Raw genomic sequence first — 15,941 nt, 5'->3', positions numbered from 1 at the left:
TTGGTCAACAATGCCTCTTTTTCAGCCAGAGCCCGGCTCTCTCCCCTCATGCGTCGTCGGCTGGCCGCCTTTCGCGATAACCGCCGCGCCATGATCGCCAGCTATCTTTTCCTGGCGTTGCTGATAATCACGCTGCCTGCCGAGCTGATCGCCAACGACACGCCGCTGGTCGTACGCTTTGACGGGCAGTGGTACTGGCCGCTTCTGGTGGACTATCCCGAAACCGTCTTTGGCGGTTTTTTGCCTACTACGGCGCTCTACAGTGATCCGGCCGTACTGGCGTTGATTCGTGATCATGGGTGGTTGATTCAGCCGCCCATCCCCTTCTCCTGGCAGAGCATCGACATGACGCTCAATACCCCCGCACCGGCACCGCCGAGCCTGAGCCACTGGCTGGGTACCGATGATCAGGGGCGTGACGTGCTGGCCCGGGTGATCTACGGCTTTCGACTGTCGGTGTTGTTTGCAGGACTCGTGACGCTGGGGTCGGTGCTTATCGGGGTCATTGTGGGCGCGGTGCAGGGCTATGTCGGCGGCCGGGTGGATCTGGTCGGCCAGCGCGTCATCGAGCTGTGGTCCGGCCTGCCGATGCTGTTTATTCTGATTATTCTTTCAAGCCTCGTGGTGCCCAGCGTCTGGTGGCTGGCACTGATCATGATCGCCTTTTCATGGCTGGGGCTGGTCGATATCGTGCGGGCCGAGTTCCTGCGCGCCCGCAACCTTGATTATGTGCGTGCCGCCCGTGCCATGGGGTTGCCGGCACGGCTGATCATGGGGCGTCATGTCCTGCCCAACGCCATGGTCTCTACCCTCACCTTTTTGCCCTTTATCTTTACCGGTGCCATTACCACGTTGACCGCGCTGGACTTTCTGGGCTTTGGCCTGCCGCCGGGCTCGCCGTCGCTGGGTGAGCTGGTCGCGCAGGGCAAGAACAATCTTCAGGCGCCCTGGCTTGGTATTACGGCCTTCATGACACTGGCGGTTTTACTCTCGCTGCTGGTCTTTATCGGTGAAGGTCTGCGTGACGCCTTTGATCCGCGCCATGCCGTGCGACCCGTGGTCGGGAGTGCAGCATGACGGGGACAGTCGACAAGATCGTTTTTTCGCTGGAAAAGCTGCGTGTCTTTGCAGAAAACACGCCCCTGGTACATGGCGTCAGTCTCAGCATTGCTGCCGGCGAGACGCTGGCACTGGTAGGAGAATCGGGCTCCGGCAAGACCATGACGGCGATGGCCGCGCTGAATCTTGTGCCGCCAAACATCCGCGTGGATGGCAGACGGTCGCTGGGGGATACCCGGCTTGAGGGGTTGTCCCGCCGTGACTGGGAATCGCTTCATGGGGATCGCGTCGGCGTGGTGTTTCAGGAACCGATGAGTGCGCTCAACCCGCTGCATCGGATCGGGCGCCAGATCGGCGAAGCCATCACCCTGCATCAGCCGCTTCGCGGCAATGCCCTGCGCGAGCGGGTACTTGATCTGATGAAGCAGGTTCGCCTGCCTCGCGCCGAACAACTGATCAATGCCTGGCCCCATGAGCTTTCCGGCGGGCAGCGCCAGCGTGTGGTCATCGCCATGGCGATTGCCAATCGTCCCGAACTTCTGATCGCCGACGAGCCCACGACCGCCCTTGATGTGACCGTGGCACGCGAGATTCTGCTGCTGCTTCGTGAGCTGGCAGATTCGATGGGCATGGCGATGCTTTTGATCACGCATGATCTCAACCTGGTCCGGCGCTGGGCTGACCGGATATGCGTGCTGCACCGAGGGCGCGTGCAGGAAACCGGGATTACCCGGGAAGTGCTGTTACATCCGACCAGTGTCTACACCCAGTCCCTGATCGAGGCCGAACCGGAAGGCCAGCCGGTTCCCGTACTCGAGCAGGCACCCGAGGTATTGTCAGCCAATGACCTTTCGGTGGTCTTTCAAGGGCCCAGGCCACTGTTGAAACCGCGTCCCGACGCTTTCGTTGCCTTGCAGCCCGTTTCCCTGACCCTGCGACAGGGCGAAACACTTGGGATCGTCGGGGAGTCCGGTTCTGGCAAGAGTACGCTGGCCCAGGCCCTGCTGCGTCTGGTGCGATCAAGCGGTGAAATATGGCTGGGTGATACCCGTATTGACCAATTGGGCAATCGCGCACTGCGCCTTGAGCGCCGGCACATGCAGATCGTGTTTCAGGACCCCTTCGGTGCCCTCTCGCCACGCATGACCATCGAGGATATCGTCAGCGAAGGATTGTGCTTTCATTTTCCCGAGCTTGATCGCCGTGCGCTGCGCGACCGGGTGGTTGAAACGCTGTCATCGGTCGGGCTGGCAACGGATGCACTGGCGCGCTATCCGCATGAATTTTCCGGCGGTCAGCGTGCGCGTATCGCGTTGGCCCGAGCGTTGATCCTGCATCCTCGCATTCTGGTGCTTGATGAGCCGACATCATCGCTCGATCGCACTGTCCAAAAGCAGTTGATCGAACTCTTGCGTACGCTTCAGCGCGAGCGGCAGCTCAGCTATCTTTTCATCAGTCATGATCTGGCGGTGATCCGGGCAATGGCCCATCGTGTCATGGTGCTCAAGGAGGGTGAGATGGTTGAACATGGTCCGACCCCGGAAGTGATCAAGCGGCCACGTCATGCCTATACGCGTCAGCTGATAGCGGCGGCGTTTCATCGATCGGATTGACAGGGCCTTAATGCGCAGCGGCTTGCCTGTTACCCGTATCTCAGAGTGAAAAATCTCATGGCGATAAAAAAGCCCCGAGCCATAATGCCCGGGGCTTTTTTATCGTGCACATACTGCTATACATGCAGCGTAAAGCGGTCGGCATCGTGATGGGTAGGGAATTTTTCGCGGAAATCCTCAAGGCCCTGTTTGCCGATCACACCGGTACGCACAAAGGCACGATTGGGCGATTCATCAATCAGCGCGTCGCCTCGGTAGTCGATCAGCATCGAGTCGCCGCTATAACTCAGACCGTTCGCATCATCGCCCACCCGGTTGACGCCGATGACGTAACTCAGGTTTTCGATCGCCCGTGCCTGTAAAAGCGTACGCCACTGCATGCGTCTTGCGGAGGGCCAGTTGGCGACACAGAGCAGAATATCGTATTCAAGATCAGTGTTGCGCAGCCACACGGGGAAGCGCAGGTCATAGCAGACCGTCAGCAGGATTTTAAAGCCGTTGAGTTCGACAATGGTGCGCTCATTGCCCATGGCGTAATGTTCGTGCTCATCTGCCATGCGAAAGAGATGACGCTTGTCATAGGTGACCATGCTGCCGTCCGGGCGGGCCCAGACCAGACGATTGAAATAATTGCCCTCTTCAGCAATCGCAACACTGCCTGTCACCACGGCATTATGTGACTGTGCGGCCTTTTGCATCCAGGCAATGGCCTTGCTCTGCGCCATGGGCTCGGCCATGCGCTCCGGCGCCATGCTGAATCCGGTTGAAAACATTTCCGGCAAAACGATCAGATCACTGGTAGTGACGTCCTGAAGCCACTCATCAAGCAACTGGCAGTTGGTATCGATAGCTTCCCAGCGCAGATCGGCCTGCACCAGTGTGGTTCTCAGTTCACTCATGATAATGATCCGGTTCCAGTGTTTATAAGCGTTTTAAAAAAAGCTGAGCACGTTTTTCGTCGATACACCTTTAGTGGAAAGAGATGGCATTATCACATTCCTGTCATCTTGATCAGCCATGGTTGTCGTGCCGGGAAAGAGAAAAACATCGTGCAGGGAGGCACATGGACAGGCAGTCCGGTGGCAACAGGAGGTTGAACGGGCTCACACGACTTCCCGTACCCATGATACGTGTAAAGCCTGACGGCCAGCTGACTTGCTGGCCGGTTTTTTTCAGGGGAAGGCCATGGACTGGCCTTCCCCTTTTCTATCAGCGCCCCTGTTCAAGGAACTTGATCAGCAGCTCGTTAAGTTCTTGCGCATGGGTAAAGTTAAGGCCATGTGGGCCATCCTTTACAATCTCGAGACGGGCGTTTTTGATCATGTCTGCCGAGCGTTGACCGCTGGCAGCCAGTGGTACGATCTGGTCGTCATCACCATGAATGACCAGCGTGGGCACATCGAATTTTTCCAGATCCTGACGGAAGTCGGTAAACCCGAAGGCCTTGATGCACTCCTGGGTGGCACGCGGAGAGGCAAAACTGGCGATGCTCTGGTTATAGGTCAAAAGCTCATCAGATAGCGTGGGCGCCTGTCCTTCATGATTGACAAACAGCTTGCCAAAGCTTCCCAGAAACCCTGGACGGTCCTTTTTCACATTGGCCAGCATGTCATCAAAAATGGACTGATCCACACCTTCCGGATTGTCATCGGTCTTGAGCATGTAAGGGGTGACGGCCCCGACCAGCACCGCGCCACGTACACGCTTGCTGCCATGCCGGCCCAGATAACGGGCAACTTCCCCACCGCCCATTGAGAAGCCTACCAGTGTGGCATCATTGATATCGAGATGTTCCAGAAGCCCGGCCAGATCATCAGCGAGAGTATCGTAGTCGTAACCCTGCCAGGGCTTTTCGGACTCACCAAAACCGCGACGGTCATAAGCAATGCAGCGATAGCCTGCCTCGGTCAACGCATTGATCTGGTATTCCCACATGCGGTGGCTCAGTGGCCAGCCATGGATCAGTACGACTGTCGGCCCCTGCCCACAGTCCTGGTAATAAAGGTCAATGGCATTGCTATTGCTGTCGACGAGATTGGCATAGGCCATGAATCAGGCTCCCTCATTTGATGAGTAAAACGTGTCACAGCCTGCAAGGTAGCTCAGCAGGGCTACGCTTGCATGGGTCCGAAGCATGGCTCGTATGCCTTGTTCAGATCATAAAAAGCCGCCTTTCAAAAGGAAAGGCGGCGAAAGGACCTGATGATGAGGAGAGAGTTCATTTTGGCACCTGACATACCGAAATGAACCAGACGCCGTAGCGTCTGAGAAACACTTTGGACGATCCTGAAAAGGAAATCAATGCAAAAGAGAATTATTTTTATTTGAGAGGGTGTGCCATCTACTTGAGGCAGGCATAAAAAAACCGCCTCGATGAGGCGGTATGAGGTTTGGACAACCGACCGTTTAGTCAGGGTAAGCCGGCTGTCACTGCTCCTCATCAAGCAGTAAGCGTATGAAACAAGTATAACGCACATTGTGTGTGGATTTGAGGCAAATCTGACAATGACATCCATTGTCAGATTCGAAAATCCTGTTCATCCCTGACCTTCGCAGGGATACCACTTGTTGCGCTGATCGATGATCTGGCGTGGATAGCCGGTCATCTGAATGGAGGGCTGCTTCATGGCCTCGGCACGCAAGATATTGACGTGCATGTTTTCCGGCGAATCGATGGACACCACTTTTCCGATCATCAGGAAATTACCCCAGAGCTTGTCACTGTAGGGCTGGCACATGCTCATGCCGTTATATCCGACCAGTTGCGGCGGTGGCGGTACTGCCGCTGCACTTTTCGGTGTATCTGAAGAAAACAGAGAACAACCTGACAGTGTACCGAGGGCTATCATGATGGCCAGCCCTCGTGTAGCGCTTTTCAATTGACGAGCCACGCCTTTCTCCCGAGCCTGCAATGACTGAAGATTAAAAACTCTTAAGCGACAAGACAGCTTTTGGTCGCGCGTGTCAGCATAACCGTGACCCTGCAGGCTTGTCCCTACTATTTTTGCAGGCGCTGTCAGCCTTATCAGGTGTTATCTATGAAGCGCGCTTGCGCCAGAGATCCCATGCCACGCCGGAGGCGATGCCAAGCAGGATGGCAGGTATTAAACTTTGAGTAGGCAGCCAGATCGCCAGACCCAGGGCGGTGCCGATCAGCATTCCGGGAAGCTTCTTGATCATGTTTCCTCCTGACCGCTGAATTGATGCCCCATTCAAGCAGGAACGAGTGCTCAGGGCACGAAAGACCGGACGACAAGGCAGAATCGACTGCCGATGGCAGACATCCGGACACGAAAAAGCCGCTTCGGCAGTTAACCGTAAGCGGCTTTCCCATCAATCTTTTGGTCGGGGCGACAGGATTCGAACCTGCGACCTCCACAACCCCATTGTGGCGCGCTACCAAGCTGCGCTACGCCCCGACGCTGCTCTCGTTATTGCCGAGAACGGGGCGTATCCTACATCACTGTTCTGCAAAAGGAAAGAGGTAGTTAACACACATTCAGGGATTCCTGCTCTTTTCCATCATGGCCGCGATGTCTTCAAGCCGTTCCAGACAGATGCGGCCACTGAAAAACGATCCAAGATCGATGTAGCGCACATTGCCCAGCGTTCTGGGCTCGGGCACCGGCGTATGGCCGACCACGACTGCGTCGATATTGGAGACGATATCCTGATGGTCCGACTCGATACGCTGTCGTGACCAGAGCAGCGTTTCACGAGACGTTTTGCGAATGTCAGCCCAGTCCTGTGGGGGTTCGGCGTGTACGATACCTACCACACCATGAGCAGTGTCTACCTCAAATGCCAGCGGCATCTTCATCATGGCTTCGGCAAGCCGATTTCTCAGCACAACCTTGTCATGCTCCCGGGACCAGTCTCCCCCATTGCTTAACCATTGCCCCCAATGATTATCAAAAAGTGCATTGCGAGCCATCATTTCGTGGTTGCCGGTCACTGCAAAACACCACGGCTGATGCACCAGTTCCAGGCACTTCAGGGAATCCGGCCCGCGATCGATCAAATCGCCCACGCTAAAGAGACGGTCTCTGTCTGAATCAAACGCGACCCGGGTCAGTTCGCGCTCAAGCAAGGCGTAATGCCCGTGCAGATCGCCAACGACATAGTCATGACCGCTGACGTTGCGTTCGAATCGCTTGAGCATTCATGGACTCCGATAGTGAGATTGGGCAAAAGCCGCATCATAAACGAAACAGTCGCTTATTTTGATCCCGTCTTTTCAGGTAACAACGATCAGGGCATGAATGATGCCGGGCACATAGCCCATGAGTGTCAGAAGCAGATTAAGCCAGAGCGCATCGCCGACACCGACCGCCAGATAGACCGCCAGGGGTGGCAACAAAAAGGAAAGGACAATCAGGGATACGGGATCCATTGCAGCATTCTCGATGGCAGAGCCCTTCAGGGCTCTGCCAGCATATCAACCTACCAGTTGATGGCGTTTTTGACCTGCTCAGGCGACAGGACATGACGGGCAAATTGCTGGCCCTGAGTAGAACCGGCGTCATACGGATTTTGTGTATTGATGTAGGCCACCAATACCTTGTCGTCCCTTGTGTCGATGACATGTGGCGGTGTCGAACCACTACGGTCCTTCGCCTGGCGCTGCATTTGCTCCCACTCCTGCTGCGGATAGGTCGCCAGAGCCAGCAATGGTGCAGGCTCGCTATTGAGCTCAAAATTCTTGTAGTAAAAAACGGACATGTTCTGAGCATCCATGCGTTTGCCATTCCACTCGAACGTATCACGCTCGACGATGCTGCTCTGCCAGTTTTCGGGATAGGTAAAGGTATAGCCGACTGTCGTATTACGATAGCCCTGATTGGACTGTTGAATCACGCTATCAATGTTGGGATCTTCCTGCTTTGGCTCGGAACTCGAACAACCTGCCACGGCAAACATGGCGCCTGCGATGGCCAGCGTGGTGGCCCCTTTTTTAATAAATGACATCCAGCATCCTCCTTGAGTCAATAAGTCCTGCACCACCAATATAGTCCATATCATCGTTTAACAAATGCTCTAACGAAAATCGCAGGGCACAACACAAGCATGATCGTTCTCATTACCAGGGCATAAACTTCCCAGCAAACGTCTCGACGTTTTCGTAAAACCTTTTTAGCGGTTTACGTTTAAAGAATTAAGATGTGTTCACGCGAATAACTGGATCAACGGAGGCCATGGTCTAGAGTGGTGATACTGCCTGATCAGCCATACGGCTATTTCCTTTCAGTCTGATCCTACTGACAATGAGTACTTCCAATGTCATTGACAGCGCTGCCGCACCGCCCTGCCAGATTCCTGCTGCATTATATAAAGACGCGCCCACGGCAATTTGGCCTGTTGGCGGCCCTGGTAATTGGAGCAGCAAGCTGCGCGGTTGCCGTACAGTACGGCATGAAGCTGCTGGTGGATGCCATGGCACAGGGGGACCCACAGGCGGCTGACGTGTGGACACCCCTGACGTTCTTTATTGCCCTGATCGTACTGGAAAGCGTGCTATGGCGAGGCAGCGGCTGGTTTGGCAGTCGCGTTATCGTGAAAACCTGTGCCGACCTGCGAGTGGATCTGTTCCATTATCTCACCGGGCAGTCCATGCGTTATTTCAACCGGCAATCGACCGGCGCCCTGGGCGCCCGTATTTCAGCCACCGGCGCGTCAACCAACAGCATTCTTTCAACGCTGACCTGGAACGTTACCCCACCCTGCGTAGATTTCCTTGGCGCCATTGTCGTATTTTTGATCATCGACTGGCGCATGGCGCTGGCACTGGTGATCTTTGTAGGGCTGGTAGCCACGCTGATTACCGGTTTGGGAATTCATGGGCGCTATCGTCATCGAGAGTTTGCCGCCCAGTCATCACGCATCAATGGCGAGATGGTGGATCTCATCGGTAACGTCTGGAATATCAAGGCCTTTTCAGCGAGAGAGCGGGAGCGGGAGCGCCTTTCGCATGAGGTCAATATTGAAGCCGCCTCCCACCTGCGCAGCTGGCGCTATGTGGAAAGAATGCGAATCCTGCACGACATATGCCTGTGGTTCATGTCGGGTACCATGCTTTTCTGGGCGCTGTGGCTATGGCATCAGGGCGCAGTTACTGCCGGTGATGTGGTGGTCGTCAGTGCCCTGACATTTCGTATTTTGCATGGCTCGCGCGATCTGGCCCTGGCGCTGGTCGACATTTCACAGCAGTTTGGTGCCATCGCCGATACGCTCAATATCATCGGCCAGCCCTATGACCTGACAGATCCCGAGCCGCCGAAATCACTTGTGGCCACCTCTGGGGCCATCGATTTTAAGCATGTTGCCTTTGCCTACCCCAACGCCCGTGCCGTTTTCCAGGATTTTTCCCTGACTATTCCTGCGGGTCAGAAAGTGGGGATTGTCGGCCCATCCGGCGCTGGAAAATCCACGCTGGTGACCCTGATTCAGCGTCTGGATGATCCGCAATCCGGCCGTGTACTGATTGATGGGCAGCCCGTTAATGAAGTCGATCAGGACAGTTTGAAAGCCGCCATGGCCGTAGTGCCGCAGGAAAGTGCGCTTTTTCACCGATCGATCATGGAAAACATTCGCTATGGGCGTCCTGAGGCCAGCGATGAGGAAGTGCGTGCTGCTGCCTGGCAGGCCTGGTGTGATGAGTTCATTCAGACGCTGCCGGATGGTTACGACACGATGATTGGAGAGCGCGGAGTACGTCTGTCAGGTGGGCAACGTCAGCGACTGGGCATTGCCCGTGCCTTCTTAAAGGATGCCCCCATTCTGGTGCTTGATGAGCCTACATCGGCACTGGATACACATTCGGAGCGGGAGATTCAGCTGGCGTTGAACGACCTGATCAAGGGAAGAACAGTGCTTGCCGTCGCTCACCGGCTATCGACCATTTCCAACTTTGATCGCATCGTGGTCATGCAGCAGGGCCGGATCATTGAAGATGGCTCACCAGGCGAGCTGCGCCGCCAGGGTGGCATCTTCGCTTCGATGTGGCGCATGCAATCCGATGGTTTTATTGCAGAAACCATACCGGCACAACAGTAACCCCGGGCCTGTCTTGCCGGAATGGTTTTTCATGGTGAGGCTATTGGGGCCAGCCATCGATGCCGATCAGATTTGACAGTGAACGGCGTTGATCCCACCCCTTTTGTTCCAGCATGGGGGCGCCATAAAAGGCCTCGACATGGCCCATGCACAAAATCGCGATGGGCCATGCCCCTTCGGGGGCCTGAATCAGCGATTTAAGCGCTTCGGGATCAAAAAGGGATACCCAGCCAACGCCAATGCCTTCGGCTCGACCGGCCAGCCAGAGATTCTGAATCGCGCAGCTGGCCGAGGCGAGATCCATTTCGTTAATGGTCCGACGGCCAAACACATACTGTTCACGTGCCTCGCAAAGCGCTACCACCCACAGTTCCGGACACTCGCGTATGCCCTCAACCTTGAGTTCCAGAAACGCCTGCCCGCGTTCATCCAGTGCCTGCGCCGTGGCATGGCGCTCGTCATCCACAAGCTGCGCCATGGCTTCACGCAGTGACGGGTCGCGAATGCAGATAAACCGCCAGGGCTGCATGTAACCCACGCTTGGTGCATCGTGTGCTGCTTCAAGCATTCGCTGTATCACGTCCGGATCCACCGGGTCCGGCAGGAAGTGGCGCATATCCCTGCGCTCACGAATGGCCCGATAGATTGCTGCTTTTTCTAACTCGCTGTAGGCATGGTGATTCATGATGACCTGTCCATGATCCTGCTGGCCGCCGAGATTGCCTGTTCAAGCTGGCGCATCGCCTGCGAACTCTCATCGTGCAGCCCGAAGCGCAATATGGCGCGCTGATCATCCACCACCCACAAACGCGTCAGGACGGCCTGATGCAGGAAGGCTTCATGCCACTGCCGCGCGCGCGCAAGCGGCATATCAAACCCGTTGAAAAGCGCGCCTTGTCGCCAGCGTATGATATCGCCATGCGGTCTGAGCCGTTCTTCAAGCCATTGCCCCTGCTGTTGGCTGGCACGTTGCAGCGTTGTCCGCATGGCCTGTTGCCAGAGCCGATCTGAAAGAGCTTCCACGCCGGCCAGTTGAGTTGGTGATGTCACCCGCCAGGGCCCCTGCATTGATGATAATCGCTGCATGATTTCTGATTGCCCTGCCCCTACGACAGCACCCAGCCGTAACCCCGCCAGGCCAAAAAACTTGCCCAACGAGCGCAGCACAATGAGATTGCCGGCGATATCCGGCAACAGGCTCTGCCTAGGTGTCGCGTCGGCAAAGGCTTCATCGACAATCAGCACGGCACCCTTTCGATGCAGTTCAGCAGCCAGTCCGCGCAACACATGGGGTGCCCAGTGCTGTCCGCCAGGGTTATTGGGGTTAATGACGACCATGGCGCGCAGTCTGTCTGTATCGGCTATACGCTCCATCACCGTGCCAAGGTTGTCTGCATCGTAGAAAAGCGTCTGATGGCCGGCCTGCTGCCAGCGCCACTCATGTTCCCGGTAGCCAATATCAGGCAAGGCTACACAACCCGAGGCAACACATTGCGGCAGATGCTCGATCGCCCACTGCGAGCCGGGGATATTCAGGAGCATGAGTGATGGCCGAACGCCAATATCGTCTGACTCGACCGGATGCCCGAGATAATAACGAACTGCCGCCTCATGAAGTTTCTGATCATGGTCCGGCAGCGCCTGACAGGCTCTCGCGTCGATAGGCGTTATTGGGTAGGGCCAGGGATTGACGCCGGTGGAGAGGTCCAGCCAGTCATGGCGTTCAAAGCCATACCGTTGATGAATCTCCGACACTCTGCCGCCGTGCTCGGGCAAGGAGCCCCAGGCACCATTCATGACAATACCCATGTGATGATGAGAAGTGCTGCCAGCCATATCAGTGTCGCCCGCTGAATCAGCGTACAGGCATGTTGGATATCGGCTGTAGATGCAGTGCGACCAATTCCCAGTACCGGGCTTGCGACGTGCCTGCCGTGGTAGATCCCCCCGCCTCCCAGCCGTATACCCAGGGCACCGGCGCCGGCGGCCATGACAGGGCCTGCGTTCGGGCTCTTCCAGCTTCTGCCCTGCTTCCACCAGCACTGTAGGGCGGCACGACAGGTGTTTTTTGAGGTTTGCCAGTGCAAGCCGGCCAAGGCATAGGAAAGTGCTGTCAAGCGGGCCGGTATCCAGTTCATGACGTCATCTATACGCGCGGCAACGCGTCCGAAATACAGATAACGCTCACTGCGATACCCCCACATGGCATCAAGCGTATTGACGATACGATATAGAACAACACCCGGTATGCCGGCAACGACGAACCAGAAAAGCGCTGCAAAAAGCGCGTCACTGCCATTTTCAAGTACGGATTCGCAGGTGGCACGCGAAATATCGGAAGTATTGAGCTGATCGGTATCCCGACTGACCAGCATCGCCACCTGCTGACGTGCCTGGGTTATATCGCCTTTTGAAAGCGGCAGATAAACGCGATGAGCGTGCTCCACCAGGCTTTTTCGGCCGATGGCCAGATATAGTGTAAGAATGGCCAGCAGACCATGCCAGACACCATCGACAAGATGGTCGATCCATACGACCGGCAGCATGATTGGAATCACGGCTAGTAGCCATCCTGTCAGACCGGCGATCAGGGCAGCATTATTATCCTGTTTTGAAGGATAAAAGCGTTTTTCGATACTGGTTATCCACCTGCCCAACCCAACAAGTGGGTGGAATCGGCGTGGTTCTCCCCATACTTGATCGACAAGTAAAGAGATTATAATAATTAACCACATAAAAGATAACGGTATAAAAATGATTTTTTGCTTCCTTTTCCCGCCATCTTACGCTCCCAGATAACACAGCTGTTCAAACTGCTCTCCGCTTTGTCGGTCGATATCTATCCGTAGCCGTGCCACGCCGGCATAAGGCAGCGACAGGCGATGAAGCCATGCACCTTCCTGCATCGACATGCCCAGTTTCATGGCCACCCAGCTTTTGATTACACCGGCATGACCACAAGCCAGAAGACGTACCGGCGTCCCTTCCTTTTCGTGGCTGTCCGCCAGCGCCATGCCCTTTCCAAGAATATGCTGCCAGCCCTGCTCAATACGTATCAGGAAACTATCAAGCGTCTCACCATTCGGCGGTGGAAACGACTGCGGATCCTTCCAGAAACTTTCCAGCGCCGGGCGAGAATGCTGCAGAAGTTCCTGCGTGGGCACGCCATCCCAGTCTCCAAAATTCATCTCCATGATCTCGGGAACAATATGCAGCGGCACGCCCCAGCCATGCGCCAGCGTCTCCCCCACGTTTTTGCAGCGAACCAGTGGCGAGGTGATGATCAGATGAGGACGCGGCAACCGCCCTGCCGCCGCCAGCATGTCTGCCCTTCCCTGAGCACTCAGCGCTACATCGGTGTGCCCTCGCAAACACTGCTGCGGTCCTTCACAGGCCCCATGACGCAGACAATCAATCATCAGGGTCTGAAACGTCATGCCCTGTCACCCTTGAGACACTGAGGCAGCCCGGCGACCACCCACCAGACGCGTTCGCACCGTGAAGCCAGCGCCTGATGAAGCCGGCCGGCCTCATCCACAAAGCGTCGTGACAGCGCATTCATGGGCACAACGCCCTGACCCACCTCATTGCTGACCATCACCACACGACCGGGAGCGGTATCAAGCGCCTCCATCAAGCTGGCACGCTCCTGTACAAACCGCGCGTCACCATCAAGCAGAATGTTGGTCAGCCAGAGGGTCAGACAGTCCACCAATAACAGAGAATCAGCCCTGGCATGACAGGCAATGGCATCTCCCAGGGCAAGAGGTGCCTCCACCAGCGCCCAGTGGTCAGGTCTTCGCACCTGGTGGGCTTCAATGCGCGAGCGCATTTCACTGTCATCATATACCTGAGCCGTCGCGATATAGGTCACCGCGCAATCACTTTGTGCGGCCAGTGCCTCGCCATGGGCGCTTTTGCCACTGCGCGCACCTCCCAGAATCAACTCATGCATGCAGGGCCGCCAGCGTCAGATATAAAAGAAGTTCGGTCATCTGCTGAACGGCGCCCAGCGCATCCCCCGTGACGCCACCAAGCTGTTGTTTCAGCCAGCGATACAGGATCAGCCCACACAGCGCCGTCACCACAAGCAGGATGACCCCCGATGACATACCGGCCACCAGCACTGTCACAAGGACGCCAACGCCTGTCAGCCAGCCACGATCACTCGGGCGGTGATGGCCAGTTAGCGCGTGCACCTTGCTGTCACGATCACAGCGCAGATACGGCAATATACCCATCATGAAGGCCGCCAGCCCGCGGCTCAGACTGTGAGATGTGATAAGCGCCATCATGACCAGTCCGGTGTCCTGCTGCGCCAGCGTACTCAACAGCAGCCACCGCCCGAGCAGACTCACGATCAGGGCCAGCACACCATAGCTGCCCACCCGACTGTCTTTCATGATGGCCAGTCGCTGCGCCACGTCCGTTCCGCCGCCAAGACCATCCATGCAGTCCGCCAGCCCGTCCTCGTGCAGGGCACCGGTCAGCCACAGAGAAATACCCAGCGTCACAAACACTGCAACCGGGGCGGGGAACATCTGTTCGAAGCCCCAGTAGACCAGCGCCAGTCCCAGGCCGATCAACGCCCCCACCAGCGAAAACCAGCGATGACAACGCCCCAGTGCCTGTGGCGTAACCTCGCCGTGAATGGGCGCCGGCAGGCGCGTCAGAAAACTCACCGCCAGGCATCCCCATTGCCACTGACGGGCCAGCGCCTTGCGATTCATAACACCAGACCAGCCTCTTCAAGCGAAGCCATCTCGTAATAGAAGGCCAGTGCCGAGCGTAACAGCGGGAGCGCCAGCGCCGCACCGGAGCCCTCTCCCAGCCGGAGCCCCATATGGAGCAGCGGTACCGCATCAAGCTGCTCCAGCAGCGGCCTGTGGCCGCGTTCATCGCCACAGTGCGAGAAGATCAGATACCCTCGTGCCTCTGGTGCCATCCGGCAGGCACACAGCGCCGCCACGGTCGTAATAAAGCCATCAACCAGAACCACCATGCCCTTCTCGGCGGCAGCCAGAATGGCGCCCACCATGCTCACGATTTCAAATCCGCCCAGTGCCGCCAGGGTCGTTCGCGTATCCTGCAGCGCCTGAGAGTGACGCTGGAGCCCCAGCTGCACGATGTCCTGTTTGCGCTTCATGATGGTCGGCGTCACGCCGCTTCCAGCGCCAATGCATACGTCAAACGGCAAATGCGTCAGCGCCGCCATCAGGGCGCTGGCACTGGTAGTGTTGCCAATGCCCATTTCGCCCAGCGCGATCAGGTTACATCCGTCGGCGTGCAGCTCACCTATCAGTCGGCGACTGTTCTCGAACCCTGTCTCCAGCTGCTCGAGCGTCATGGCAGGTTCGCGGTGGAAAGGTGCCGTCATCTCGCCCAGCCGATGATCAACCAGCTGCGGATGCGGCGCGTGGGCCTGAAGCGTTCCACAATCGATCACCTTCAGCGCCAGATCGGCCTGACGGCAGAAGCTGTTGATGGACGCATTACCCTCGAGGAAGTGATGTACCATCAAATGCGTGGTCGACGGCGCCACGATAGAAACGCCCTCGGCGGACACGCCATGATCGCCGGCGAACAACAGCATGACGGGGGACCGGATGGCATGTGTCGACGGCCCGAGAATACGTACCAGTGACGCTGCCGTGGCTTCCAGTACGCCCAGCGCCCCCGGCGGCTTCAGTCGGCTATCAAGATGAGCCTGAATACTGGCGTCATTCGCACCATCAGGCGGTGAAATGTTAAAGGTCATGATATTGACTCGGGTAAACATGAACAGACGCTACCAGGCACCCGGCAACGAAACAACGATAAAGTAACCTGCCTTCTCAAGAGGGTCCGAGTACATCACTGCACCGGGCTTGACTCCATCATTGCCCCAGCCCACGATGAGCAGCGCTCGGGTGCCCGTGCAGCCTGCACGGGATAATCGGGAAAGTGATGCAAATTCACTGCTGTCCCCGCAACGGTAATCGAGTGGCTTGAAGCGAACGCCTGATGCGTAACCACTGGCCCTTATGGTCGGGAAGGTGCTTCAGCCCGGCAGAATAACCTTCTGCCAGCTCGTCAGCCCGGAGACCGGCCCGGCGATAATACAGGGTGGTGATGTCTACGGCATTATCAGTAATGACTGCCACGCGTACGGGTCGATACGCAGGAGCACACGATTGATGCATATTCCTATCAGGTGGCCGTCCTTGCCGACAGCCA

17 protein-coding genes, 1 tRNA gene and 1 riboswitch are annotated in these 15,941 nt (G+C 56.8%); of the genes, 3 read left to right on the top strand and 15 right to left on the bottom strand.

The annotated features are described in order from the left end of the window. Both IE123_RS04790 and IE123_RS04785 read left to right on the top strand, forming a co-directional pair. Positions 1-1,077, top strand: a complete 1,077-nt coding sequence (locus tag IE123_RS04790) for an ABC transporter permease (RefSeq protein WP_268246924.1) — start codon at positions 1-3, stop codon at positions 1,075-1,077. Continuing rightward, complete coding sequence (locus tag IE123_RS04785; RefSeq protein WP_189515535.1) at positions 1,074-2,672, top strand: ABC transporter ATP-binding protein; 1,599 nt, start codon at positions 1,074-1,076, stop codon at positions 2,670-2,672. Before IE123_RS04790 ends, IE123_RS04785 begins: the two co-directional genes overlap by 4 nt. A 116-nt stretch (positions 2,673-2,788) precedes the next feature. Here the strand turns inward: IE123_RS04785 and IE123_RS04780 are convergent, their stop codons facing one another. The 8 genes from IE123_RS04780 to IE123_RS04745 form a co-directional block, all read right to left on the bottom strand. Then, on the bottom strand, positions 2,789-3,571 hold the full coding sequence (locus tag IE123_RS04780; protein ID WP_189515533.1) for an amidohydrolase: 783 nt from the start codon (positions 3,569-3,571) through the stop codon (positions 2,789-2,791). Between the two features lie 310 nt (positions 3,572-3,881). Then, on the bottom strand, positions 3,882-4,721 hold the full coding sequence (locus tag IE123_RS04775; protein ID WP_189515531.1) for an alpha/beta fold hydrolase: 840 nt from the start codon (positions 4,719-4,721) through the stop codon (positions 3,882-3,884). 488 nt (positions 4,722-5,209) lie between these two features. Next, positions 5,210-5,416, bottom strand: a complete 207-nt coding sequence (locus IE123_RS04770) for a hypothetical protein (RefSeq protein ID WP_189515529.1) — start codon at positions 5,414-5,416, stop codon at positions 5,210-5,212. Between the two features lie 292 nt (positions 5,417-5,708). Further along, positions 5,709-5,852 carry a hypothetical protein gene (locus IE123_RS04765; protein ID WP_189515527.1) on the bottom strand — a complete coding sequence of 48 codons (144 nt, stop codon included), beginning with the start codon at positions 5,850-5,852 and terminating at the stop codon, positions 5,709-5,711. A 162-nt stretch (positions 5,853-6,014) separates the two neighbouring features. Further along, a tRNA-Pro gene (locus IE123_RS04760) sits at positions 6,015-6,091 on the bottom strand. Positions 6,092-6,171: 80 nt separating this feature from the next. Then, positions 6,172-6,834, bottom strand: a complete 663-nt coding sequence (locus tag IE123_RS04755; RefSeq protein ID WP_189515525.1) for a metallophosphoesterase — start codon at positions 6,832-6,834, stop codon at positions 6,172-6,174. Positions 6,835-6,909: 75 nt separating this feature from the next. Further along, positions 6,910-7,065 carry a YqaE/Pmp3 family membrane protein gene (locus IE123_RS04750; RefSeq protein WP_189515524.1) on the bottom strand — a complete coding sequence of 52 codons (156 nt, stop codon included), beginning with the start codon at positions 7,063-7,065 and terminating at the stop codon, positions 6,910-6,912. A gap of 50 nt (positions 7,066-7,115) precedes the next feature. After that, positions 7,116-7,640: a hypothetical protein gene (locus tag IE123_RS04745; RefSeq protein ID WP_189515521.1), complete on the bottom strand. Its 525-nt coding sequence runs from the start codon at positions 7,638-7,640 to the stop codon at positions 7,116-7,118. Positions 7,641-8,030: 390 nt separating this feature from the next. On the opposite strand from IE123_RS04745, the gene IE123_RS04740 reads away from it, so the two are divergent. Then, on the top strand, positions 8,031-9,725 hold the full coding sequence (locus tag IE123_RS04740; RefSeq protein WP_229819594.1) for an ABC transporter ATP-binding protein: 1,695 nt from the start codon (positions 8,031-8,033) through the stop codon (positions 9,723-9,725). Positions 9,726-9,765: 40 nt separating this feature from the next. Here IE123_RS04740 and bluB read toward each other — a convergent pair whose 3' ends face one another. From bluB to cobT, 7 genes are read right to left on the bottom strand one after another with little or no spacing between them, the layout of a single operon-like run. Then, positions 9,766-10,410: a 5,6-dimethylbenzimidazole synthase gene (gene bluB / locus IE123_RS04735; protein ID WP_189515517.1), complete on the bottom strand. Its 645-nt coding sequence runs from the start codon at positions 10,408-10,410 to the stop codon at positions 9,766-9,768. After that, positions 10,407-11,522: an aminotransferase class I/II-fold pyridoxal phosphate-dependent enzyme gene (locus IE123_RS04730; protein ID WP_189515514.1), complete on the bottom strand. Its 1,116-nt coding sequence runs from the start codon at positions 11,520-11,522 to the stop codon at positions 10,407-10,409. The genes bluB and IE123_RS04730 overlap by 4 nt, the downstream gene beginning before the upstream one ends. Further along, a complete protein-coding gene (gene cbiB, locus IE123_RS04725) occupies positions 11,519-12,460 on the bottom strand; it encodes an adenosylcobinamide-phosphate synthase CbiB (protein ID WP_189515512.1) in 942 nt (313 codons plus the stop codon). Before cbiB ends, IE123_RS04730 begins: the two co-directional genes overlap by 4 nt. Positions 12,461-12,508: 48 nt before the next feature. Next, positions 12,509-13,162, bottom strand: a complete 654-nt coding sequence (locus IE123_RS04720) for a histidine phosphatase family protein (RefSeq protein ID WP_189515510.1) — start codon at positions 13,160-13,162, stop codon at positions 12,509-12,511. Beyond that, the gene (gene cobU / locus IE123_RS04715) at positions 13,159-13,680 is read right to left on the bottom strand and encodes a bifunctional adenosylcobinamide kinase/adenosylcobinamide-phosphate guanylyltransferase (protein WP_189515508.1); all 522 of its coding nucleotides are present in this window, start codon (positions 13,678-13,680) and stop codon (positions 13,159-13,161) included. The genes IE123_RS04720 and cobU overlap by 4 nt, the downstream gene beginning before the upstream one ends. Next, positions 13,673-14,407 (bottom strand): adenosylcobinamide-GDP ribazoletransferase, encoded by a 735-nt coding sequence (gene cobS / locus IE123_RS04710; RefSeq protein ID WP_189515506.1) that lies wholly within the window; start codon positions 14,405-14,407, stop codon positions 13,673-13,675. Before cobS ends, cobU begins: the two co-directional genes overlap by 8 nt. Before the next feature lie 44 nt (positions 14,408-14,451). Then, entirely contained in the window at positions 14,452-15,483 is a 1,032-nt protein-coding gene (gene cobT, locus IE123_RS04705; protein ID WP_189515504.1) for a nicotinate-nucleotide--dimethylbenzimidazole phosphoribosyltransferase, read from the bottom strand. A gap of 131 nt (positions 15,484-15,614) precedes the next feature. Continuing rightward, positions 15,615-15,832, top strand: a riboswitch (cobalamin riboswitch). Positions 15,833-15,941: the final 109 nt, after the last annotated feature.

This window comes from Kushneria pakistanensis (genome assembly GCF_014652795.1).
Lineage (GTDB): Bacteria > Pseudomonadota > Gammaproteobacteria > Pseudomonadales > Halomonadaceae > Kushneria > Kushneria pakistanensis.
The sequence above is the reverse complement of the archived record's forward strand: the minus strand, read 5'-3'. Positions and strand labels throughout refer to the sequence as shown.

What these genes read in the sequence shown, in the direction of transcription:
- IE123_RS04755 (WP_189515525.1), bottom strand. Translation starts at nt 6,834, where the DNA reads ATGCTCAAGCGATTCGAACGCAACGTCAGCGGTCATGACTATGTCGTT.
- IE123_RS04775 (WP_189515531.1), bottom strand. Translation starts at nt 4,721, where the DNA reads ATGGCCTATGCCAATCTCGTCGACAGCAATAGCAATGCCATTGACCTT.
- IE123_RS04730 (WP_189515514.1), bottom strand. Translation starts at nt 11,522, where the DNA reads ATGAATGGTGCCTGGGGCTCCTTGCCCGAGCACGGCGGCAGAGTGTCG.
- cbiB (WP_189515512.1), bottom strand. Translation starts at nt 12,460, where the DNA reads ATGTGGTTAATTATTATAATCTCTTTACTTGTCGATCAAGTATGGGGA.
- IE123_RS04785 (WP_189515535.1), top strand. Translation starts at nt 1,074, where the DNA reads ATGACGGGGACAGTCGACAAGATCGTTTTTTCGCTGGAAAAGCTGCGT.
- cobT (WP_189515504.1), bottom strand. Translation starts at nt 15,483, where the DNA reads ATGACCTTTAACATTTCACCGCCTGATGGTGCGAATGACGCCAGTATT.
- bluB (WP_189515517.1), bottom strand. Translation starts at nt 10,410, where the DNA reads ATGAATCACCATGCCTACAGCGAGTTAGAAAAAGCAGCAATCTATCGG.
- IE123_RS04745 (WP_189515521.1), bottom strand. Translation starts at nt 7,640, where the DNA reads ATGTCATTTATTAAAAAAGGGGCCACCACGCTGGCCATCGCAGGCGCC.
- IE123_RS04720 (WP_189515510.1), bottom strand. Translation starts at nt 13,162, where the DNA reads ATGACGTTTCAGACCCTGATGATTGATTGTCTGCGTCATGGGGCCTGT.
- IE123_RS04780 (WP_189515533.1), bottom strand. Translation starts at nt 3,571, where the DNA reads ATGAGTGAACTGAGAACCACACTGGTGCAGGCCGATCTGCGCTGGGAA.
- IE123_RS04750 (WP_189515524.1), bottom strand. Translation starts at nt 7,065, where the DNA reads ATGGATCCCGTATCCCTGATTGTCCTTTCCTTTTTGTTGCCACCCCTG.
- IE123_RS04765 (WP_189515527.1), bottom strand. Translation starts at nt 5,852, where the DNA reads ATGATCAAGAAGCTTCCCGGAATGCTGATCGGCACCGCCCTGGGTCTG.
- cobU (WP_189515508.1), bottom strand. Translation starts at nt 13,680, where the DNA reads ATGCATGAGTTGATTCTGGGAGGTGCGCGCAGTGGCAAAAGCGCCCAT.
- IE123_RS04770 (WP_189515529.1), bottom strand. Translation starts at nt 5,416, where the DNA reads ATGAGCATGTGCCAGCCCTACAGTGACAAGCTCTGGGGTAATTTCCTG.